Below are 22,188 nucleotides of genomic sequence, written 5' to 3' on the forward strand. Positions count from 1 at the left end.
CGCCAGCGCCGCCCGCGAAATCCCGACCCTGGCCGAAGACATGAAAAAGCCGCCTCCCACGCGGGGGAAGCGGCCAGTTCGGCGTGCCTACTTAAGGGGCTGCCGCAGCTTAGAAACTTTACTTGGAGAGGGACTTGCCCACAGAGTGCAGGTCCTGGCAAGACTCGATGACGCGCTCGGACATGCCCTGCTCTGCCTTCTTCAGGTAGGAGCGTGGGTCATAAACCTTCTTGTTGCCAACCTCGCCGTCAATCTTGAAGACGCCATCGTAGTTTTCCATCATGTGGCGAGCAACCGGGTTGGTAAAGGCATACTGGGTATCGGTATCCACGTTCATCTTGATGACGCCGTAGCGAAGTGCCTCTTCAATCTTTTCCTTCTCGGAGCCGGAGCCACCGTGGAATACGAAGTCGAAGGCGTACTCGTCCTCACCCAGGCCGAGCTTCTTCTGTGCAACCTTCTGGCCCTCAAGCAGGACCTCTGGGCGCAGCTTCACGTTGCCTGGCTTGTAGACGCCGTGAACGTTGCCGAAGGTAGCGGCCAGCATGTAGCGGCCCTTCTCACCGGTGCCCAGGGCATCGATGGTCTTTTCAAAGTCCTCCGGGGAGGTGTACAGGTTAGCGCCTGCCTTTGCCTGAACACCGTCCTCTTCGCCACCGACGACGCCAATCTCAGCCTCGAGGATGACGTGAGCGTTCTTAGCCTTTTCCAGCAGTTCCTGTGCGATGACCAGGTTCTCGTCGATAGGAATAGCGGAGCCGTCCCACATGTGGGACTGGAACAGCGGGTTCTCGCCGCGGTCGACGCGCTCCTGAGAGATAGCCAGCAACGGGCGGACGTACTCATCGAGTACCTCCTTCTGGCAGTGGTCGGTGTGCAGCGCGATATTGACGCCGTAGTGCTTCGCGGCCTCATGAGCGAATGCGGCCAATGCCTGAGCACCCTTGACCTTGTCCTTCAGTGCCAGGCCGGAACCGAAGGCTGCGCCGCCGGTAGAGAACTGGATGATGCCGTCGGACTCGGCCTCCGCAAAGCCCTTCAGAGCTGCGTTAATGGTCTCAGAAGAGGTGCAGTTGATAGCTGGGAACGCGAAGCCATTCTTCTTCGCGGTATCCAGCATCTCGTTATAGACCTCAGGGGTTGCAATTGGCATGAATTTCCATCCTTAAAAGTGGGTTTGTGGTCAAACACGTTCCAGCACCCAAGTATGCCCGTTTCACGGAATTTCTGCCGCAAAAACTCTGTGACATTTTCAACCCATCTATGCGCGCCGCACAACTGGCCCGCCCCTGCGGACTATTTAGATAGATGTCGCGTCACGCGAGCGCAGGCCTCCATCAGCATCCATCCGGAAAGTTGCACGGATAAATCGCGCTCGTCCACGCGGATGATGCCTACCTTCTCACTCATGGTGCGCCGGCCGAAGCCGTAGTTATGCGGCAGGCGCGCATCGGACAACCAATCAGAGCCGAAGATCGGCAGACCATCAACCTCTAAGCGGTGCTCCCACACCGATTCGGCCGAGGCCATCACCATGCGCGCGGCCAGCTTCTTCGTGGCGCGGTTGGCGGGAGAATCGCCGGGCAGGCGCACGGCGACGTCGGCAAGATAGCGCATCAAAATGCCTTTAAACAGGCCACCGTCACCATCGCCGGTCTCCCAGTCCACCACGCCCGAGGGAGTAGCCATGCCCGAAGCCACGGTCTGCACCAGGCCGCGGATGCGGATAATGTAGTCCATCATCTCGGACGCCAGCTCGGCCTCGTGTACGCTGTCGATTTGCTCCAAATCACCGATACCGGCCTTTTCTCGCAGCGCCAGCACAATTTCCAAGCACGCACCTAGGACCACGCCTTGGCAGTAGGGGTGGATGTTTTTTACCACCTCAGGGCCGTCCATGCGCATGCGGACGCCGTCCATGATGTAGCCGTCGTCATCAAGCAGGTGATCGTAGATCCAGTCGATGATGTGGCGCGCTTCCTCAATGCGCCCCATCCGCGCCAACATGATGGCGCCCGGGCCATTGGAGGGCACGTTCATGAAATTCTCGCCGAGGCGCCACGGCAGCACGCCGAGCGATTCATCGAGTCCTTCGTGGATATTGCGCTGCAGCTCCGCCAAACGCTTCGGCGTCTTCGCCTTCTTTAGCTCCTCCACGCGGCCGAAGGCCAAGGCGAGCCACCCCTTGTCATCGTAGTATTTATTCTTCGTCAGCTGCGTCAGGTTGCGGATACGAATCCCCCGCATGGTGTCGAAGATGCGCTGTCGGCGCACCTTGGTGTTATTGCGCAGCGCCGCATCAACGAGGCAATCCAAATAATGGGCCTGCCACCAATAGTGCCAATGGATGAAGAGTTTTTCTTTCGTGGTAGGCGGCCAGCTCACCACCGCAAGATTGGTGCGCGGCAGGCCCCACACAGGGTGCGCGTGGCGCTCATTGATGGCGGCTTCTGCGAGTTCGGCGCGGTGGGCCCATTTTTCTTCCACGATTCCTCTATCACTCCAGTTACGCGGGTGGATATAGCTAGTGTAACGATCTTCCTACCAAGAATCGGCCAGATCAGCGTGCTGGCGAATCCAGGTGTGCATGGCGATTCCGGCCGCGACGCCTGCGTTGATGGAACGGGTGGAGCCGAACTGGGCGATGGAGCAGGTCATCACGGCGGCGTCCTGGGCCGCTTGTGTCACGCCGGGACCTTCCTGGCCGAAAAGTAGAAGGCTGCGCTCGGGCAGCTCGGCCGTTTCCAGGGGCACGCAACCGGGGGTGTTGTCGATGGCGACGACGGTCAGCCCCTCCTCGGCCGCCCACGCAATAAGCTTCTCGACGCTCTCATGGTGCATCAAGTGCTGGTACCTATCCGTCACCATTGCCCCACGCCGATTCCACCGCCGGCGGCCGACGATGTGCACTGTATCGACGGCGAATGCGTTGGCGGTACGCACGACGGTGCCAATATTGGCATCGTTTTCAAAGTTCTCGATAGCGATGTGCAGGCTATGCCGGCGCTTATCGATGTCCTTTTTGATCGCTTCCCTGCTCCAGTAGCGGTAGGCATCGACGACGTTGCGACGGTCGCCTTCAGCGAGCAGCTCTGGGTCGTATTTCTCGGCCTCTGGCCCTTGCGGCAGCGGACCTTCCCACGGTCCTACGCCATGGCGGCCCTCGTTCCACTCGGTCGGGCCCTTGGCCTCGTCTGCGTTAGGCAAGGTCAAGGTCGCCCAGGCCCAACAGGGAGCGGTATTCAAGGCCTTCTGCGGCGATGACGTCGCCGGCACCAGTCTCGCGGTCTACGACGGTCGCCACGCCAACGACCTCGGCGCCAGCCTCGCGCAGCGCAGCCACGGCGGTCAGCGGGGAGTTACCGGTGGTCGTGGTGTCTTCTACGACAAGGACCTTCTTTCCTTCCACGTCCGTGCCCTCGATGCGGCGCTGCATGCCGTGCTTCTTGGCTTCTTTGCGCACGACGAAGGCGTCGATATCGCGGCCGTCGGCATGCATGATGGAAGTAGCAACAGGGTCAGCGCCGAGCGTTAGGCCACCGACGGCCGCGAAATCCCAATCGGCGGTCAACTCGCGAAGCAGCGCACCGATGAGGCGGGAGGCCTCGTGGTGCAAGGTAGCGCGGCGCAGATCCACGTAGTAGTTAGCTTCCTTGCCCGAGGACAGGGTCACCTTGCCGTGGACTACGGCCAGTTCCTTGACTAGCTCGGCAAGGCGGGCCTTCTTCTCGGCATCCAGGTTCTGGGCATTCGCGGTGTGCGCATTGGTGTTGTGAGAATCCACAGTCATCTGCTCCTTGTCGTGGTTCGTGCGCGGCGGTTCGCGCGTGGTGGCAGGCCTCCAGTATCGGTCTCTAGGCTACTCTTCCCGGCGCGGGTCCGATTCCTCGGCTGCACGGGAATCGGCCGCGCCGGGGGCGGGCCCACTAGTGGAATCGTCGGAGGGGCCGTCAAAGATGGAGGCAGCGCGGAACTGCTGGCGCGGCAGGCGGGCGGTATGAGAATCGGGGGTGGGGCGCTCGCGGCCGTCGGCAATAGCGTCTACTTCGTCGCCGCCTAGCGCGCTGTGTTCGACCGGGCCGCGAGTTTCGGAGTACGCCCGGGACGGCATGTGCAAAGGCTCTTCCGGCCGCTGGATGACGGGACGCTCAAACACGGGTGCACCGGCAGCCGGCGCACCGCCGACAGCTTCCGCGATGGGCTGGGCGGGAATCTCGCGAGCTGGATCCAATTCCTCTAGTCGCACCACGTGGGTGGCCGAGGAGCGCGGTGGCAAGACACGGGCGGCGTCTGCCAATAACGCAAGCGGCGGTAGCATCGCTTCCCATTCCGCGGAGCGCGCCTGCTTTGTAGTCTGTGCTAGCACCCACTCAGTTTCCATCCACAGTGCGGTGACCGCTTCGGGCATTTGCTGCAGGGCGACGTGAACACGCTCGTCTACCATGCGCTCGGTAACAGCACTATCCGAGGAATACACATCAAACCCCTCAAGAGTCATGGCTAAATGCAGATCCTCGGAGGCCTTCGTGTCTTCGCGGTCGAAGCGACGGAAGTCCACCACCATGTCTGAGGCCGCTCCGGTGCGCATCGCCATGACGTTGACGCCATCAATATCCATCAACAGCATCTCGTGGCCATACACGTTTCCCGCGACAATGTCTTTTGGCGCCGCACCGGTAGAGGCCACTCCCCTCGTCCATTCATCTACGAGGTAAGGATCGGACTTCATAAATTCGAAGCCTTTTGCTTCTGCCCAACTGCGGCGCTCGCGACGCAACGTTCCCGGCAGAATCGGCCGATGGCGGGTGTGCGGCTTGGAGGGCGCGCAGTTCTCGCTCGCGGTCTCCTGGCTCGGATTGTGGCTTCGCTCGTGCTTCGGCTCGTTGCTCGGCTCCTGGTCTGGTCCGCGCTCAGGGGTTGGCTCAGGGTCTTGCTGGGTTTCAGACTCCGGTGCGGACTCTGGTGCGGCTTCGGCATGGGACTCGGGAGCTGGGGCAGCTGGCGAAGACGCTAGGTGGGCTGGGTCGACAGCGGGGGCATCGCTAGAGGTCGAGTCAACGGGAGCGGTATCGGAAGAAGCAGGCTCGGGGGACTCGGTGGACTCGGTCCTGGACTCAGGCTCGGGGGAAGCGGCGTCGACAGGCGCGGCGTCTGCGGGGGTGGTGTCCGCGGGCGCGGTGTCTGCAGGCGTGGCGTCAGCGGGCGTCGGGTCCGTGTCGGCGGAGAGTGTAGGGGCGGAGGTGCGCTGTTTGCCGTCGTAAAGCAGCAAGGCACCGCCCACAATGCCGAGAAGTAGCGCCAAAGCAAGGATTAGAAAAGCCATCACCCCACGATAGTAGTAGGAACAAACAAGCCCTCAGCGCTCGGCGCGCGGAGGCGGGAGGCTGAGGGCGAGGGGTGAGCGTGGGCGATTAGCCGTTGACGGTAAGGCGGTCGCCGCGCTCGACAGGGTTCTTAGGGTTAGCGGACCACTGCGACCAGCCGCCGACATAGTGGCGCAGGCCGGTGAAGCCGGCGTCGTGCATGGCGGCGAGGGCGAGGGCGGAGTGGTTGCCAGAGCCGGAGTAGATGATGGCGCCTTGGACATTGTCGGGGGTTAGTCCGGCGTCGAAAAGAACTTCGCGGATTTCACCCGCAGACTTCCAGGTGCGCAGGCCGTCGTTGTGGAAGAGGCGCTCCGGCACATTGACGGCGCCGGGGATATGACCGGCCTTAAGGTCGAGGTTTTCGCGGCGGCCGGCAAAGCGGTTGCGGGTGCGGGTATCGATGAGCAGGCCATCGTGACTGCGCACGTCATCGATGGTGGCCACCGGCATCTGGCCGGGGTTTACCGTGGCGCTGGCGCCCACGGCGAAGTTGCCGGGGCCGGTCAGCGTCGTATAGCCCAGGTGGCGCCAATTGGCCAAGCCGCCGTCGAGGATGCGGACGTTGTCCAAGCCGGCCCAGCGCAAGGTCCACCACGCGCGGCCGGCGAATAGGCCGCGCCCCTCGTCATAGACCACGACGGGGCGGTCCTCACGGATTCCCCACTGGCGGAAGTGCTCCTGCAGCTTATCCGGATCCGGCAGCGGGTTGCGGCCTACCTGTGAACCGGGGAGACCGGCGAAGGAATTAGCGGTATCGCTAAACAGTGCCGTAGGAATATGCAAGGAAGTGAACTGGTTATAGCTCTGACGCAGCTGTGGCTGCCAGTGGGTGGCCAAGAGGGTAAATCGTTCGCCGTGATAAATGGATTCGCGGAGTTCTTGTGGGGAGACCAAAATGCTCATGCCCCGAGTCTAGGGGCATGAGCAGGATTTGGCGCGGCGGGCGGTACGCGGCCGACTAGCGGGCGGCGATGTCTAGCTCGGCACCGCCATCTGCGACGTCCACGTGGACAGTGTCGCCATCGACGATATCGCCGGCCAACAGCTTCTTGGCGAGCTTGTCACCAATGGCCTGCTGGATGGTACGGCGCAGCGGGCGGGCACCATAGGCTGGGTCGTAGCCGCGCTCGGCCAGCCAGGACTTGGCAGAATCCGAGACTTGCAAGGTCAGGCGGCGGGCGTCGAGGCGCTCGGCCAAGCCACGCAGCTGGATATCGACAATGCCGCGTAGGAGCTCCTCAGAAAGGGGCTCAAACATGACCACGTCATCGAGACGGTTGATGAATTCAGGCTTGAAGGCCTTCTTCACCGCATCCATGGTTTCTTCCCGGGTGCCGCCGGCGCCCAAGTTGGAGGTCAAGATGATGACGGTATTGCGGAAGTCGACGGTGCGTCCCTGGCCGTCGGTAAGCCGTCCCTCATCCAAGACCTGTAGGAGGACGTCGAAGACATCGGGGTGGGCCTTTTCTACCTCGTCGAAAAGCACGAGCGTGTAGGGGCGACGGCGCACGGCCTCGGTGAGCTGTCCGCCGGCCTCATGGCCGACGTATCCCGGAGGAGCACCAACGAGGCGGGAAACGGAGTGCTTCTCCCCGTACTCGGACATATCGATGCGAACCATCGCGGATTCATCGTCGAAGAGGAAGTCCGCCAGGGCCTTCGCAAGCTCGGTCTTGCCCACGCCGGTAGGACCGAGGAAGAGGAAAGAACCGGTGGGGCGGTTCGGATCGGCCACTCCCGCACGGGAACGGCGCACAGCATCCGATACCGCGGTAACGGCTTCCTTCTGTCCCACCACGCGCTTGCCCAGCACGGATTCCATATTGAGCAGCTTTTCTGTCTCGCCCTGCAGCATCTTGCCGGCCGGAATGCCGGTCCAAGCGGAGACGACCTCAGCGATGGTGTCTGGGCTTACTTCCTCATCGAGCATGGTATTGCGCTGCTCGGTGGCCTTAACTTCGGCGGCCGCAAGATCCTTTTCCAGCGGCGGAATCTTGCCGTAGTTAATCTCAGAGGCGAGTGCGAGGTCGCCATCACGCTCGGCGATTTCTGTTTGTCGGCGCAGGTCATCGAGTTCTTCCTTGATGTTTTGCACATCATCGATGGCCTTCTTCTCATTAGCCCAGCGGGCCTTGAGCTCGCCGAGCTTCTCGCGCTGGTCCGCAAGCTCACCTTGCAGGGTGGCCAGGCGGTCTTGAGAAGCAGCGTCCGATTCCTTCTTCAGCGCGAGCTCTTCAATCTCCATGCGGCGGACGATGCGCTCGAGCTCGTCGATTTCCTGCGGGGAGGAATCGATCTCCATGCGCAGGCGGGAACCTGCTTCGTCGACAAGGTCAATGGCCTTATCCGGCAGGAAGCGGTTGGTGATGTAGCGATTGGACAGCTCGGCGGCCGAAACCAACGCGGAGTCCATAATGCGCACGCCGTGATGCACCTCGTAGCGCTCCTTCAGGCCACGCAGAATACCGATGGTGTCCTCCACGGAGGGCTCGGCAGCATAGACCTGCTGGAAGCGGCGCTCCAGAGCGGCGTCCTTTTCGATGTACTTGCGGTACTCGTCCAAGGTAGTGGCGCCTACGAGGCGCAGCTCGCCACGGGCCAGCATGGGTTTGATCATATTGCCGGCGTCCATAGAGCCGTCACCGGTAGCACCGGCGCCGACGATGGTGTGCAGCTCGTCGATGAAGGTGATGATCTCGCCCTCAGAGGACTTAATCTCATCGAGCACGGCCTTTAAGCGCTCCTCGAATTCACCGCGGTACTTAGCGCCAGCGACCATGGAACCCAAGTCCAGGCTGATGAGGGTCTTGCCCTTGAGAGACTCGGGGACATCGCCAGCCACGATGCGGCGGGCCAAGCCTTCCACGATGGCGGTCTTGCCCACGCCGGGCTCACCAATGAGTACCGGGTTATTCTTCGTGCGCCGGCTGAGCACCTGGACCACGCGGCGAATTTCCTGATCACGGCCGATGACCGGGTCGATCTTGCCTTCGCGGGCGCGAGCAGTGAGGTCAGTGGCGTACTTTTCCAAAGCCTGGAATTGGTCCTCCGGATTCTCGGAGGTTACCTTGGCAGCACCGCGCACGGAAGGGAAAGCGCCCTTGATGGCGTCATAAGTAGCACCGCGGCCGGTAAGCAGCTCGGCGGCATCGGTCTTGGAGGCGGCGATGGCAGCCAGCAGAACCTCGGTGGAAACGAATTCATCACCAAGCTCACCGGCCAGTTCCTGCGACTGCGTTAGGACGTTGAGGCCGTCGCGGTTAAATTGCGGGTTGGCCATATTGGCGCCCTCGGCCTTGGGATAAGAATCAACAAGCTCGCGGGCTTCCTTGAGCACAGTATCCGGATCTACGCCGGTGGCCTTAAGAACCGGAGCGGCGATTCCGCCGTCCTGGCTGAGAATTGCCGCCAGCAGGTGAGCCGGGCGGATATCCGGGTTTCCATTAGAAGAGGCGGTTTGCAGGGCGTCCTGCAAGGCCTCTTGTGTTTTAGTGGTGGGGTTAAATGAGTTCATGTGTGCGTTGCTCCTTCTAAGATTTATTCACCCACTGTAGGGCTTCACTTAGTACAACGCACCCAGAGTTGAGCCTATTCCACTCAACCTAAATATTTTTGAGCGTAGGTCGCTCAACTTTGCACAGGGTGATTAAACCTGCTTGACCTCCTCGTTTTCATGGCCAAGAATCTGCAAGCCATGGGCGATGGCAAAGAAGGACACGGTTACCACCTGGATAAAAAGCGCCCACTTGAGATCTTCATTAAAGCTCTTGAAATCGCCGATGCTGCACAGATGGGCAATGCCATTGGCCCCTGCCCACACGGCCAAAGTGCTGATATAAACCAGCTGGTCGGTGGGAGTAATTCCCATCTCGATGACAAACTTGCGGAACAGATCCATCATGATGGCGAAGTTCTTGGTCATGCCCTCATGCGAGCTACCATCACCATTGTGCGGAACTACAGAACCGCTGGCCAGCGCAATAATGGAGCTGAAACGCTCTGGGTACATCATCGCGTAGTTAAAGTAGGCGGCCGCAACAATCTGCAGGCGGTCTACCGTGGGGGTGTCATCCGGAAGCTCGGCGAGGCAGGCGTCAAAGATCTTCGCCATCTCTGTGGTGGTGAGAGTTTCTGCCACCTCACGCAGCGCGAAGTCATTGTCCACAATGGTGGTCAGGAAGTCTTTGGAGGTACCAAGCTTTTCGGCCACGTGGTCAAAGAAGCGACGGTCGACGCCGTTGCGACCAGCAACGCGCAACGCGGCCTCAATAATGACCTTCTTGGTTTCCTCCGGGTCCATTTGCTCAAGGTTATCCGGGGCCACGAAGGGCTTTTCACGTTCGCTGCCCATGACCTTTTCTACAATGCCGCGGGCATCGTTCATAATGGGGCGGCGCTGCGGGATCTGCTTATTTTTAAACCAATATTGCAGGGCATCAACCACGAGGCGATCCACCTGCTTCAGGTTAGCGGCGCGAATAACGGCATGCTGCAGGCGCAAGATGCCCACCACACTCAGGTGGCCCATGCCATGGATGAGCGACCAGAGGGCCAAAATAATGCGGCCGATTTCCAGGGGCGAGATATCTCCGTCTGCCGCTACGACGGCACCCTGCTCTTCGGCAAAGCGCTTGACGACGTTCAGCGCCATGTCCGCACCCGGCGTGCCCGACTTTTCCCCCTTGGCAAATTGGCAGACCCGCTCCTCATCCATGGCATCGTACCGTTCGAAAAGGTAGTGGTAGATGTCGGGCTCGTCTTGCGCGTAGGCAAAGTAGGCCTCCGCCAACTGCATGAGGACATCGCCGCCAGAGTTACCCTCTGGCAGGTGACGTGCAGCCTCCACCATGTATTCAGACATGCGGCAATCCAAAAAATCTGGGATTTCCGCAAGCATGGCAGCACCGCTGCTAAATTCCTCAGAAACCGCCTCCGGCGAGAGGCCAGCCTGGTCTGCCACAGATTCCACGGTAACGGCCTGCTCGCCTTCGCAACCCGCTACATAAACAGCGGCTTCCAGGATAATCACCCGCCTGGAAGCCCCATCCAACTGGTACATCTATTTCCTCATCACGCCAGAGATTGACACCAGCTGATTCTAACAAATTTTAAGGTTTAGGGATAGTCCCAATCGATTGCACTTTTCAAGTATTTTTACCCTCACCGATGTTGACGGTGGTAGCGGGTCCGATAGGCCATGGTCGCGACCGCAGCCGCGTCCACCCGCCTCGCACTGCGAATCATTTTCTAAGTTTTGGTGCGCCCAATCTCATAGTTTTTTAAGGTAGCGATGCGGGAGGGGGGACGTCGGCAAGCGCGGCTATTCCTGCCTTTGTCCTACATGGCCAATACCCTCTTGGAAGATGGTGCCGCGCGGTGGCATAAGACGCATGGATTTAAAGGCGATATAGACGCCGATGGAAATCGCCAAGGAAATGGCGCCGAAAATGCCGGCAAACCCGTACATGACGGCCATTGGCGCGATGATGGTCCACGAGATTTCAAAGGGTCCGAAGCCGATATAGGCCATGCCATATTCAGACAGGGTGCCGGACTTGAGCTTGGGATCCACGATCTTCAGGATGGCAATGCCGGTCGCCACGGTGGCGGTGGCCCAACCCCAGCCAAAGATGCCGCGCTCAATCCAGCGCTCACCAAAGAACTCGGCCGGGAACCACAGCAAGAAGAACACACAGAAGATGGTGCCGAGGATAAAGAGGAGAAGAAGCGCCTGCCAGTAGGAAGCAATGGCGGCCGGAACGATGGCGGCCACGCCGAAGGCAATGAGGTAGTCCGTGGCTGCTCCGGAGATGGAGGAAATGGAGTCCTTATCTAGGTAGTCCTCGGCGCCCACGAAGTTCATAAGCGCGCGGAAGAATAGTCCCACCACCATGGACATGGCAAAGAGCGGCACGGAGACATTCTCCCAGATGCTGCTCAAACCCTGGTTGATGCCGTAGGCAGTCATCACAGTCAGGATGATGAAGCCGAAGTGCAGTGCGAGCGGCTCGATGGACGAGGGATTGGTGGTAGCGCGGCCGAGCGACGGACGATCATCAATGTTTTTGATGTAGCCGCGGCGCAGCTCTTCCGGCAGCTCCTTGGGCACGTGGGAAACCTTGCCCTTGCGGATGCCCCAGTTGCCGGCGATAACGCCGCCAATGATTGCGGCCAGCGTGCCGACGGTCGCCGAGGTAAAGCCCAGCGAGGATGCCGCATCAGCGCCTACACCTTCGAGCGCGCCACCCACAGCCGCGGCGGTACCAAAGCCGCCGGTAAAGCCAACGGGCAGCATCATGCCGAACCAATTTGGGGTATCAAATAGCGGCGCAAAGAGGAAAAGACCCAGCACGATGAACAGGCCCCACTGGCCGGTAAACATCATGGTGGAGTAGCCCCACATATTGCGCGCACCCTTGCCCATATTTCCGCCTACTTCCATGGAGTAGGCCATAGACGCAAAGACCACCGCGATGAGGATGGAGGTGTAGTCACCCAAGTTATCGGAGAAGTTAATCCAACCCAGCACGTTTGGACCAACCAGCAAGCCGATGAGGCCGGCGGTAATCGGGGCAGGTAGCAACAGGTCCTGGAAGATGAACTTCACTTGGTGACGCAGGACATTGCCGATGACCATGAGCAAAGAAATCCAGCCCACATCCAGCATGAGCGTATAAGCGGAAAAATCTTCCATGGAGACCCTTTCTAGCTGTGCAATTATGGCGGCTTGCCCCCGTTAGAGGGCAGACGGATAGGGAATACAATACCTTCCACTAAGTGATCCACAACATAGGCTCCCGTTTTCACCCCCACTACAGCTTTCAGTATGTAGCTCGACCTCCGGTGCGGCACCGACTATTAGGATGATGAGACATGTGGGAATTGGGCGAGCATTTTCGAAATTACGCAAACGAGTACCGCGATGCGGTGCACGAGCATTTCTTTAACGCGGTGCCCGAATCCCGGCAAATATTCGCCCTGTCTATGCGCGATACCCATACCTCTCTGGTCCCCGCGCTGGCGTGGGTGATTGAACGTACGGAGCCGGGACAGCCCCTGCTTTCCGAAGTCTCTGCAAAGCTCACCCAACTCGCCCGCGATCACCGCCGGCATGGGTTTCCGGCCGAGATTTATTCTCGTTTTGAACACGCCCTGATAGCGGGCCTGCGAGTCCTGGCACTGACGCAGTATCAGTACGATTTCGCCCGCGATGTCATCCACCGCATATGCACGACGATGGCCCAGGCTGCCGGAGAATCTGATGCCGCCGGCGAAGCACCGGCGCACTCGGCGCAAGTGGTGGCTGTAGACCATCCCACCCGTGATAATTCTATTATTCGCGTGGAAGCCGGCTTAGCCGTGCCCTATCAACCGGGACAGCACTTTCCCGTGACCACGCAGTACTTGCCCGGTCAATGGCGCATGCTTACTCCCGCACAGCCTAGCGACGGAACCGGCCAGTTAGTCTTCCACGTCTCCACCGCGGGTGAGGCCTCTCGGTCCCTCGCGCACGCGCAGCCCGGTGATTGGTGGACCCTTGGCCAGCCCGCTGGTGGAATAAGCCTCCACAACGCGGGCGCAGAAGAGCTAATCATCATTGCCTACGGCACCGGATGGGCCACGGCCCGCTGCGCGGCGCTCGCCGCGCTGGACGACGGCGACCACAATCACGTACCGCGCATCTTTGCCGTAGCGGGCAGCCCCGGTGCTCACTATGACACCTACTTCCAGCAAAATCTGGCAGCGCTAGGAGTCCGAGTGCGCCGCATCGTGCGGGAAGAAAGGGACCCGTGGTTGCTCAACGCCCGCGAATTGGCCCCCGGTGCCGATTATGTGGTCTCCGGAGAGCCGACCGATGTAGTAGTCAACGAGGTGGAGTTATCCACAGGCACTCCCCCGCGCTTCCTGCTCGTCGGCCCCGCCGAAGAGGTTGCGGAAGGTAAACAAGAGTTGGTTAAGAAGGGCTTGAACAAGCAGCAGATCGATGTCCTTAGCTGGGGCCGCGACGGGCGCTGGCAGCCGGAAGATTACGCAGCACTCGCCTAGTCCGCAGGGGTCACGACCGGCAAGGTGCGGCGGGTTTTCGCTACCTCATTCGGATCGATCTCGGCATAGAGGATGTCGTCTTCGTAGCCAGCCTCGGCCACGCGCACCCCGTTCGGATCAACGATGGTGGAATGACCAATGCCCGTCGGGCCGGAGGGATTGCCCGCTTCTGCGTCACCGCCTGGGCGCGATTGGCCGGCCGCCACAATGTAGCTGGTGGAATCCAAGGCACGCGCGGCCGTAAGCAGGCGCCACTGCTCCAGCTTGCCAGGGCCGTCTGCCCAGCTGGTAGGCACCACAATAAGTTGTGCGCCCTGGCTAGCTAGCTCCTTGAACTGCTCCGGGAAGCGAATGTCATAGCAGGTGGCCGCGCCCACTACAAGGTCATCAACATCAAAGGCAACCAGCGATTCGCCGGCCAAGACAGTATCCGATTCGCGGTAATCGAAGGCGTCATAGGTATGAATCTTGTCGTACCCACCTAACACGCCAGGCCCTGCAATAAGCGCTGTATTGCTAACCCGATTGATGGTCTTGCCATCGCGCTCAACGGTATCGGCTGGGCAAAACATGCCGGCTACGACGGTAACCTCGAGTTCTTCCGCCAGAGCTTGGATCGCCGTGGCAAACGGACCTTCGAGTGATTGCGCCTGCTCATCAAGACGCCCGGAGCGGAAATTCTGTGACGTGGCCTCTGGCAGCACGATAAGTCGCGCCCCGTTTCCAGCGGCTTCACGGATCTTTGCTAGGGCTATCTCCTGGTTTTCGGTGATATTTCCGGTGGATGTTAACTGCACTGCTGCTACCTTCATGCCTCCCAAAGTAATGAAGCGGAACCGAGTTATCCACAGGCTGCCTCTGCGCCCATAGCGCTGAACTGCGACGTCCATCAGGCTAAGGGGCATGAGCTATGTAGAAATTCCCACGCACTTACCCGATTATGTCCGTTCCCTGCTCTCTCGGCCTCCGCTGCCACCGCCGACGGCCGCGCTCGATACCGCCTGCCGAACCGCAGACGCACTGGAGCGAGCCCGGTCAGCTTGGTCCAGCACCGTGGCCGCAACTGAGGATGCCACGGCCGAGCAATTGCGCTCCGTCGCGAACTTCCTCAGCACCGCCGCCGGGGTGGATTCCCGGCTAGGCCAATCCCTAGGAGCCGCTCGATGACCCTTTCTACGGCCCTAAGAAATGGCGCCAGCCACCTGCGCACAGAGCGCTCTGAACTGCACTTTCGTTTTATAGATTCGCACCATGATTGGCTTAGTCTATCGCTGGGAGGGCCTGCTGGCGACGCCGCTCGCACCAGCTTGGCAGTCTATACCGACTGGCTGGCACCGTCGTTGCACCAGATGGAGCACGTTGCCGCCACCCTTGACCGCCACGCCAACCTGCAGGCCCGCCGTGAGGAACTAGAAGACCGCATCATCGCATTCCTAGGCCAGATAGACGAGCGCAATGTCGCGGCGGCCCGCGCCGCTGGGCTCCTATTAAATCAGGTACGAGCATTGGGCGATTCCCTCGATTGGCTCTGTTCCCAAGAAATTGATGCCCTGTGTACGCCTGCTGGTGTTTCTCCTCCCGTGCGGTTTGAAGAATTTTCCGATCTACCTGTGGACACCATTCACGAGATTAACCTAGCCCAAGCCAACGAGCACGTGGCTCAGTTGGCCGCGAAAAACCCAGATATGAAGGTATTAGAAGCAAGCGACGGACGGCTGGTTGCCATGGTAGATCCAGGCGAATTCCGGACCACGCCGGCATCGCTCACCACATTTATCGAAGGAGTTCACTCCTCCGATCCAGAAACCTGGCAGCGCGCGGTGGACCGGGGCCGCAACTTAGCTAAAGCCAGCGGTGGGCCGGCCGTGGTGTGGTTAGGCTACCAGGCGCCATCTTCCCTGCCTCGGGCGGTTCATGCTGATCCCGCGCGCACCGCCGGCTCGGAGCTCGTCCGGTTTCAGCGCGCGCTTGGTGCGCGCTATCCGCAAGCCAAGCGCACCGTCGTGGGATATTCCTATGGTTCAGTAGTCACCGGGCACGCCGCTAAGGAGGACAAGATTGCTGATGACGTGGTGCTCGTCGGCAGCCCTGGAGCCGGCGCCAGCCACTCCTCAGAACTCCATGGCCGCATCTGGGCAGCTACCAACGCGCACGACCCCATCGCCATTGCGACGGGGCCGCACGGCGGCATCCATGGCCCCGATCCCACTACTGATGCCTTTGGTGCTACTCCCCTTCCCGGCGCAGATGGCCTTCCTGGGGACCACGGCACCTATTGGGAGGACCCACGGTTCCTGCGCGGCCTAGGCCAAGTGGCACGGGCACACTAGGCCGCACGACATTGTGGAACCGCCTGCACAGATTTACCCGCGGGAGGTGTTTTAGAACAGGCCGGCCGGCTGATCCGAGTAGGAGACCAACATATTCTTAGTCTCCTGATAGTGGCCCAGCATCATCAAGTGGTTCTCACGGCCAAGGCCGGATTCCTTGTAGCCGCCAAAGGCGCTGTGCGCCGGGTAGTCATGGTAGTGGTTTACCCATACGCGGCCTGCCTGAATATCGCGGCCGGCGCGGTAGCAAATGTTTTGGCTACGCGACCATACGCCTGCACCGAGGCCAAAGTTAGTAGCGTTAGCGATGGCAATCGCCTCGTCATAATCTTTGAACGTAGCTACAGAGAGTACTGGGCCGAAGATCTCCTCCTGGAAGATGCGCATGTCATTATTGCCCTTAAACACGGTGGGCTCAATGTAGTAGCCCTTTTCCAAGCCTTCTACCTTGTTCACGTGGCCACCGATGAGGGTTTCCGCGCCTTCCTGCGGGCCGATCTCCAGGTATTGCTTAATCTTGTCCATCTGCTCCTCGGAAGCCTGCGCGCCCATCATGGTTTCCGTATCAAGTGGGTGGCCAATCTTGATCTTCTTCACGCGCTCAATGGCCAGCTCCAAGAATTTATCCGCAATGTCCTCGTCTACCAGGGCGCGGGATGGACAGGTGCAGACCTCACCTTGGTTGAGGGCGAACATAACGAAGCCTTCAACGCACTTTTCCAGGTAGGAATCATCTTCATCCATGATGTCTTTAAAGAAGATAGATGGGGATTTACCACCCAGTTCCAGGGTGACGGGGATGACCTTGTCTGCGGCGGCTTTGTTGATGATCTTGCCCACTGGAGTAGAGCCGGTGAAGGCAATCTTGGCAATGCGGTCCGAGCCGGAGAGTGCCGCGCCTGCCTCCTCACCTAGTCCGTTGACGATATTGAGCACGCCAGCAGGAAGGAGGTCACCGATAATATCCATGAGAAGCAGGATTGAGGCAGGGGTTTGCTCCGCTGGCTTCATAACAATGCAGTTACCTGCAGCCAGTGCGGGCGCGATCTTCCAAGCGGCCATGAGCAGCGGGAAGTTCCACGGGATAATCTGGCCCACTACTCCGAGCGGCTCATGGTAGTGGTAGGCCACGGTGTCCTGGTTAAGCTGGGATAGGCGGCCTTCTTGGGCGCGGATGGCGCCGGCGAAGTAGCGGAAGTGATCTACGGCGAGCGGAATATCGGCGGCAAGGGTTTCGCGCACAGCCTTACCGTTCTCCCAGGTTTCAGCGACCGCAATCTTTTCCAGATTTTCCTCGATGCGGTCCGCTATGCGGTGCAGGAGCAATGCGCGCTCGGCTGGAGTGGTTTTGCCGAAGGTCTCGAAGGCTTTTTCCGCGGCGTCGATAGCCAGGTTGATATCGGCTTCTTTGCCGCGAGCTACCTGGCAGAATACCTCGCCGTTGACCGGACTGATGTTGTCCATATATTCGCCGTCGACGGGTGCTACCCACTGGCCGCCAATGTAGTTGTCATAGCGTTCGCGATAATCAACGATGGAACCTTCAGTTCCCGGAGCTGCGTACAGGGTCATGGTGCGTGTCCTTTCCTGGAGAATACGAGGATCATCGGTGGTACATGACACTCGTTATTGTTTATATGCCATAGCTCACCTTTGTGTTGAATATACTAACCCCAAACTTTGCAACGCGCACTGATTGCAGCTATCCCCTTTGCAAGCCTTAACACCACACCGTCACTGTGCAGGCAGAAGAAAACCCCGCAGCCAGCGGCGACGCTGGTTGCGGGGCGGGATGTACTCGTCTGCAGAGTAAGAATTAGTCCTGACCGTTACCACGGCCGCGGGCGCGTTTACGCTCGCGCGCGGTACGCGGACTCCACATCACCACGGAGGTAGACCGAGGGACATGGACAAGTTCGCCGCTGCGCTGCGGGCGGCGCCCGGCGGCCTGTTCGCGCAGGGTCCGAACCTCTTCAGCTAGGGCGTCGCGCTCGGCTTCAAGGCGATCGCGTTCCTCGGTCAGCTCGATGATGGACTTGATTCCGGCAAGATTGACGCCATCATCTTGGGACAGCGCTTGAACCTTGCGCAACAGCTCGATGTCGCGGTCGGAATAGCGGCGGCCACCGCCACGGGTACGAGCCGGGGAAACCAAGCCCATGCGGTCATAGGTTCGCAGGGTCTGGGCGTGCATTCCGGATAGTTCCGCGGCCACGGAAATCACATATACCGCGGTGCCGGAATCTTCTGCCTTTCCAGTGCTCATGCCTTAACACACCTCCTACCCTAAGCCTTCTCGGCGCCGGCCCAACCCGCACGTGGGTTGAAACCAGAGTCCTTTTCCGCTTGAGCATAGGTGCGCAGGGCGCTGGAGGCGGCGGCATCGAGCTTGGTGGGCACGGTGACCTGAACGGTAACCAAAAGGTCACCGGAGTTGCCCCCGCGCTTGGCGATGCCCCTTCCACGCACCCTCAGCGTTCGCCCGTCCGGCGTGCCGGCGGGGATCTTCACGCGTACCGGGTTATCCAAGGTAGGAACCGCGATGGTATCGCCCAAGGCCAGCTCCGTGAAGGAGACCGGGACGGTAACGTGCAGGTCATCGCCTTCTCGAGTGAAGACCTTGTCCGGTTTGACGGTTACCGCCACGAAGAGGTCACCGGCTGGAGTGCCGTTCGGTCCGGCTTCGCCCTGACCAGCAAGGCGAACCTTTTGGCCGTCAATGACGCCGGCAGGGATGCGCACGGTGATATTGCGGGTGCGATGAACCGTGCCGGTACCGTGGCAGTCCTTGCACGGGTCCGTGATGCGGCGGCCGGTGCCATCGCAATCCTTGCAGGGGGCGGAAAAGCCGAAGGCGCCGCGGTTTTCAGAGGTAAAACCGGTGCCACTGCAGGTGCCACAAGTAGAGGTCTTGCCGGATGCAGAACCCGAGCCGTGGCACGTGGTACACGGAGCATTTCCGCTCAGCGCTAGGGGGATGGTGGTTCCCTTGGCGGCCTCGCGGAACTCGAGGGTTATTTCCGTTTCGACGTCGGCCCCCCGCGACGGTTTAGCTGAGTGGCCAGCACCACCGCCGCGGTTGAAAACGCTACCGAAGATATCCCCAACACCGCCGCCTTGAGCCGCTCCTCCAGCGGATCCTCCGAAGAGGTCCGAGAGGTCGAATTCTTGCGCACCTTGTCCACCCATGCGCGTGGATCGAAACCCGCCGGGAAATCCGGCGCCTCCCATCCGTCCAAAGCCCCCACCGTTACGGAGCATGGCCTTGAACTGGTCGTATTCCTTGCGCTCAGAGGCGTCGGAAAGCACGTCGTAGGCTTCCGCCACCTTTTTGAACCTTTCCGCTGCTGCGGGGTCGTCGGGGTGGGTATCGGGGTGGTTTTCGCGTGCTAGCTTGCGGTAGGCACGCTTAATTTCATTCTGTTCTGCGGACGAGGAGACCCCCAGATCCGCATAATAATCTTTGTCTGCCCATTCGGGTTTAGCGCTCACTGGGCATCTCCTCCTTTCAAAGAGAATCGATAAAGTTAAGTAAAAGGGCGCCGCGGGAAGGTCAATCGTCAGTTCCCAGGGCGCCCTTTATGTTATTTACTCGGAATCTTCCGAGCCGCTGGACTCATCGCTGGGGTCCGCGATGATGACCAGGGCATTGCGGACGAGCCTGTCGCCCACACGGTAGCCCTTGCGCAGCACGGTGCCCAGCACCTGCTCATCGCCTGAAGACAAGTCCTGCACGGCCTCGTGAACCTCCGGGTCGAAGGCGTCGCCTTCTTCGCCAAAGGCGGCAAGCTCGTGCTTTTCCAGCGTGCTGTGGAGCTTATCCGCAAAAGCCTTGAGCGGGCCTTCCAAGTCACCGTGTTCATCGGCCAGTTCCAGGTCATCAAGGACAGGCAGAAAATCTGCGATGACCTTGGCCTTGGCGGTCTCGATTACGGCTTGGCGGTCGCGCTCGGTGCGGCGGCGGTAGTTGGTGTATTCCGCATTCAGACGCTGTAGGTCTTCCGTGCGTTCTGCCAACTGTGCTTCCACATCGCTGACGCCGTTGCCAGCGGGCTCTTCACCCGCGGCCTCGGCCTCTACTTCATCAGCGTTGACGTCTGCCAGCGCTTCTTCAAGGTCAGCATCGAGAGTGGGATCCAGCTCGGCTTCTTCGGTGGCATCAGCCTGCGCTTCCTGCGCGGCCTGGGCCTCCTCAGCCTGCTCGGCAGCAGCCTCAGCGCGGTCAGCCGAGGTAGCCTCCGGATCCGTGTTTTCCGGGTCGCCTGGGTTATGCGGCATTCCGCTGTCCTGAGTCATTACTTATTGCCATCCTTATTCTCATCCTCGTCAACTACCTCAGCGTCGACGACGTTCGGGTCACCCTGAGCAGCGCCAGCATCAGCCGCGCCCTCAGCACCAGCCTCAGCAGCCTGTGCTTCGTAGATCTGCTTGCCCATCTCCTGGGATTCGGTGGACAGCTTCTCCACTGCGGACTTGATGGCCTCGAGGTCATCGCCCTTCAGAGCCTCATCAACGGCGTCAGCAGCCTCGGTAACCTTGGTCTTAACATCCTCGGATACCTTGTCAGCATTGTCGTCCAAGAACTTGCGGGTCTGGTAGGAGGTGGACTCTGCGTTATTGCGCAGCTCCTGCTCCTCGCGGCGCTTCTTGTCCTCTTCGGCGTGCTGCTCAGCATCCTTGACCATGCGGTCGATTTCTTCCTGGGACAGGCCGGAACCATCCTGAATCTTGATAGTGTTTTCCTTGCCGGTGCCCTTGTCCTTTGCAGTCACGTGGACGATGCCGTTGGCATCGATATCGAAGGTGACCTCAATCTGCGGAACACCGCGCGGTGCCGGAGCAATGCCGCCGAGCTCGAAGGAGCCGAGGAGTTTATTGGCAGTAGCCATCTCGCGCTCACCCTGGAAGACCTGAATCTGCACGGAGGGCTGGTTGTCTTCTGCGGTGGTAAAGGTCTCGGACTTCTTGGTCGGAATGGTGGTGTTGCGCTCGATGAGCTTGGTCATCACGCCACCCTTGGTCTCAATGCCGAGGGACAACGGGGTAACGTCAAGAAGCAGCACGTCCTTGACCTCGCCGCGCAGAACGCCTGCCTGCAGGGCAGCGCCTACGGCAACAACCTCGTCCGGGTTAACGCCCTTGTTGGCATCCTTACCGGTGAGTTCCTTGACCAGGTCCGATACGGCCGGCATACGGGTGGAGCCACCAACGAGAACAACGTGGTCAATATCGCCGACGGAAAGGTCAGCATCCTTGATGACCTGGTTGAACGGAGCCTTGGTGCGATCCAGCAGATCCTGGGTGATCTTCTGGAACTCGGTGCGGGTCAGGGTCTCGTCCAAGAACAGTGGGTTCTTATCGGAGTCAACCGTGATGTACGGCAGGTTGATATTGGCCTGCTGGGAGGAGGACAGCTCAATCTTTGCCTTCTCTGCAGCCTCGCGCAGACGCTGCACGGCGCGCTTATCCTTGGTCAGGTCAACGCCCTGGGAGGTCTTGAAGCGGTCTACCAGCCAGTCAACGATGCGCTGATCCCAGTCATCGCCACCCAGCTCGTTATCGCCGGCGGTTGCCATAACCTCAACCACGCCATCGCCGATTTCCAGCAAGGAGACGTCGAAGGTGCCGCCGCCCAGGTCAAATACCAGGATGGTCTGCTCCTGCTCGCCCTTTTCCAGGCCATAAGCCAAAGCGGCTGCGGTTGGCTCGTTGACAATACGGAGCACGTTCAGGCCTGCAATCTGGCCAGCTTCCTTGGTGGCCTGGCGCTGTGCGTCCTCGAAGTATGCAGGAACGGTGATAACGGCGTCAGTAACATCCTCGCCAAGGTAAGCCTCTGCATCGCGCTTCAGCTTCATCAGCGTGCGAGCAGAAATCTCCTGGGAGGTGTAGTCCTTGTCATCAATGTTGATCTTCCAGTCAGTGCCGATGTGGCGCTTGACGGAGCGAATGGTGCGGTCAACGTTGGTTACCGCCTGGTTCTTAGCGGACTGGCCAACCAGAATTTCGCCGTTCTTTGCAAAGGCAACGACGGAAGGCGTGGTGCGAGAGCCCTCGGAGTTAGCGATAACGGTGGACTCGCCACCTTCCAGTACGGAAACGACGGAGTTCGTCGTACCAAGGTCAATACCTACTGCGCGTCCCATGATTTCTTCTCCTTTTATCTTGGGGTAATTAATAAAGTTGATTGTCAGTGACTCAACTTCTCGTTGTGTCCGAGCGCTACTGTAACAGAACTTTCACACCCAGTCACACAACCTTGAGCCTATGTCACTCAATCTCTACAACGAGCAGCCTACAAAAGTTATTCCCCAAGACTCAACTTTTTCTCAAATGTCCCACTTTTACCAGCTCACCGCCGCTCTTTCCGACGCCCACTTTCCCGCCCCTGCCCATTTACCCCCTCCCCCACACAGGCTCAAAACCAAACGGAGATCCTTAAAAAT

Annotated in this window: 18 protein-coding genes; 3 read left to right on the plus strand and 15 right to left on the minus strand. The window is 59.9% G+C overall.

Annotated features, from left to right (window positions below):
• Positions 1 to 118: 118 nt before the first annotated feature.
• From fbaA to MHK05_RS11240, 9 genes are all read right to left on the minus strand, one after another.
• Positions 119 to 1,153: a class II fructose-bisphosphate aldolase gene (gene fbaA, locus MHK05_RS11200; RefSeq protein WP_023019991.1), complete on the minus strand. Its 1,035-nt coding sequence runs from the start codon at positions 1,151 to 1,153 to the stop codon at positions 119 to 121.
• Positions 1,154 to 1,296: 143 nt separating this feature from the next.
• Positions 1,297 to 2,487 (minus strand): glycoside hydrolase family 76 protein, encoded by a 1,191-nt coding sequence (locus MHK05_RS11205; protein WP_023027775.1) that lies wholly within the window; start codon positions 2,485 to 2,487, stop codon positions 1,297 to 1,299.
• Positions 2,488 to 2,541: 54 nt separating this feature from the next.
• Positions 2,542 to 3,207 carry a TrmH family RNA methyltransferase gene (locus tag MHK05_RS11210; protein ID WP_239206818.1) on the minus strand — a complete coding sequence of 222 codons (666 nt, stop codon included), beginning with the start codon at positions 3,205 to 3,207 and terminating at the stop codon, positions 2,542 to 2,544.
• Positions 3,200 to 3,790: an orotate phosphoribosyltransferase gene (gene pyrE, locus MHK05_RS11215; protein WP_051138304.1), complete on the minus strand. Its 591-nt coding sequence runs from the start codon at positions 3,788 to 3,790 to the stop codon at positions 3,200 to 3,202. The genes MHK05_RS11210 and pyrE overlap by 8 nt, the downstream gene beginning before the upstream one ends.
• A 69-nt stretch (positions 3,791 to 3,859) precedes the next feature.
• Positions 3,860 to 5,323, minus strand: coding sequence for a TtfA family protein (locus MHK05_RS11220; RefSeq protein WP_239206819.1), 1,464 nt, complete (start codon positions 5,321 to 5,323; stop codon positions 3,860 to 3,862).
• A gap of 88 nt (positions 5,324 to 5,411) precedes the next feature.
• Entirely contained in the window at positions 5,412 to 6,269 is an 858-nt protein-coding gene (locus tag MHK05_RS11225; protein ID WP_023019996.1) for a sulfurtransferase, read from the minus strand.
• Positions 6,270 to 6,324: 55 nt separating this feature from the next.
• The gene (gene clpB / locus MHK05_RS11230; protein WP_239206820.1) at positions 6,325 to 8,880 is read right to left on the minus strand and encodes an ATP-dependent chaperone ClpB; all 2,556 of its coding nucleotides are present in this window, start codon (positions 8,878 to 8,880) and stop codon (positions 6,325 to 6,327) included.
• A gap of 132 nt (positions 8,881 to 9,012) precedes the next feature.
• Entirely contained in the window at positions 9,013 to 10,425 is a 1,413-nt protein-coding gene (locus MHK05_RS11235) for a TetR/AcrR family transcriptional regulator (protein ID WP_239206821.1), read from the minus strand.
• A gap of 261 nt (positions 10,426 to 10,686) precedes the next feature.
• A complete protein-coding gene (locus MHK05_RS11240; RefSeq protein WP_239206822.1) occupies positions 10,687 to 12,060 on the minus strand; it encodes a sodium/glutamate symporter in 1,374 nt (457 codons plus the stop codon).
• Positions 12,061 to 12,239: 179 nt separating this feature from the next.
• On the opposite strand from MHK05_RS11240, the gene MHK05_RS11245 reads away from it, so the two are divergent.
• Positions 12,240 to 13,412, plus strand: a complete 1,173-nt coding sequence (locus tag MHK05_RS11245; RefSeq protein WP_239206823.1) for a 2-polyprenylphenol hydroxylase — start codon at positions 12,240 to 12,242, stop codon at positions 13,410 to 13,412.
• Here MHK05_RS11245 and MHK05_RS11250 read toward each other — a convergent pair.
• Positions 13,409 to 14,224, minus strand: a complete 816-nt coding sequence (locus tag MHK05_RS11250) for a carbon-nitrogen hydrolase family protein (RefSeq protein WP_239206824.1) — start codon at positions 14,222 to 14,224, stop codon at positions 13,409 to 13,411. The genes MHK05_RS11245 and MHK05_RS11250 overlap by 4 nt on opposite strands.
• Before the next feature lie 91 nt (positions 14,225 to 14,315).
• Here MHK05_RS11250 and MHK05_RS11255 point away from each other — a divergent pair, with 91 nt between their 5' ends.
• Both MHK05_RS11255 and MHK05_RS11260 read left to right on the plus strand, forming a co-directional pair.
• Positions 14,316 to 14,579, plus strand: a complete 264-nt coding sequence (locus tag MHK05_RS11255; protein WP_239206825.1) for a hypothetical protein — start codon at positions 14,316 to 14,318, stop codon at positions 14,577 to 14,579.
• On the plus strand, positions 14,576 to 15,742 hold the full coding sequence (locus MHK05_RS11260; RefSeq protein WP_239206826.1) for an alpha/beta hydrolase: 1,167 nt from the start codon (positions 14,576 to 14,578) through the stop codon (positions 15,740 to 15,742). Before MHK05_RS11255 ends, MHK05_RS11260 begins: the two co-directional genes overlap by 4 nt.
• Positions 15,743 to 15,793: 51 nt before the next feature.
• Here MHK05_RS11260 and exaC read toward each other — a convergent pair whose 3' ends face one another.
• The 5 genes from exaC to dnaK form a co-directional block, all read right to left on the minus strand.
• A complete protein-coding gene (exaC, locus tag MHK05_RS11265) occupies positions 15,794 to 17,314 on the minus strand; it encodes an acetaldehyde dehydrogenase ExaC (RefSeq protein ID WP_239206827.1) in 1,521 nt (506 codons plus the stop codon).
• Positions 17,315 to 17,558: 244 nt separating this feature from the next.
• Positions 17,559 to 18,008 (minus strand): heat shock protein transcriptional repressor HspR, encoded by a 450-nt coding sequence (locus tag MHK05_RS11270; protein ID WP_239206828.1) that lies wholly within the window; start codon positions 18,006 to 18,008, stop codon positions 17,559 to 17,561.
• 20 nt (positions 18,009 to 18,028) lie between these two features.
• Complete coding sequence (gene dnaJ, locus MHK05_RS11275; RefSeq protein ID WP_023020005.1) at positions 18,029 to 19,234, minus strand: molecular chaperone DnaJ; 1,206 nt, start codon at positions 19,232 to 19,234, stop codon at positions 18,029 to 18,031.
• Between the two features lie 96 nt (positions 19,235 to 19,330).
• Positions 19,331 to 20,038, minus strand: coding sequence for a nucleotide exchange factor GrpE (grpE, locus tag MHK05_RS11280; RefSeq protein WP_034655552.1), 708 nt, complete (start codon positions 20,036 to 20,038; stop codon positions 19,331 to 19,333).
• Positions 20,038 to 21,888: a molecular chaperone DnaK gene (gene dnaK / locus MHK05_RS11285; protein ID WP_005325523.1), complete on the minus strand. Its 1,851-nt coding sequence runs from the start codon at positions 21,886 to 21,888 to the stop codon at positions 20,038 to 20,040. The genes grpE and dnaK overlap by 1 nt, the downstream gene beginning before the upstream one ends.
• Between the last annotated feature and the right edge of the window lie 300 nt (positions 21,889 to 22,188).

It is taken from the genome of Corynebacterium nasorum, assembly GCF_022347325.1.
Lineage (GTDB): Bacteria > Actinomycetota > Actinomycetes > Mycobacteriales > Mycobacteriaceae > Corynebacterium > Corynebacterium kefirresidentii.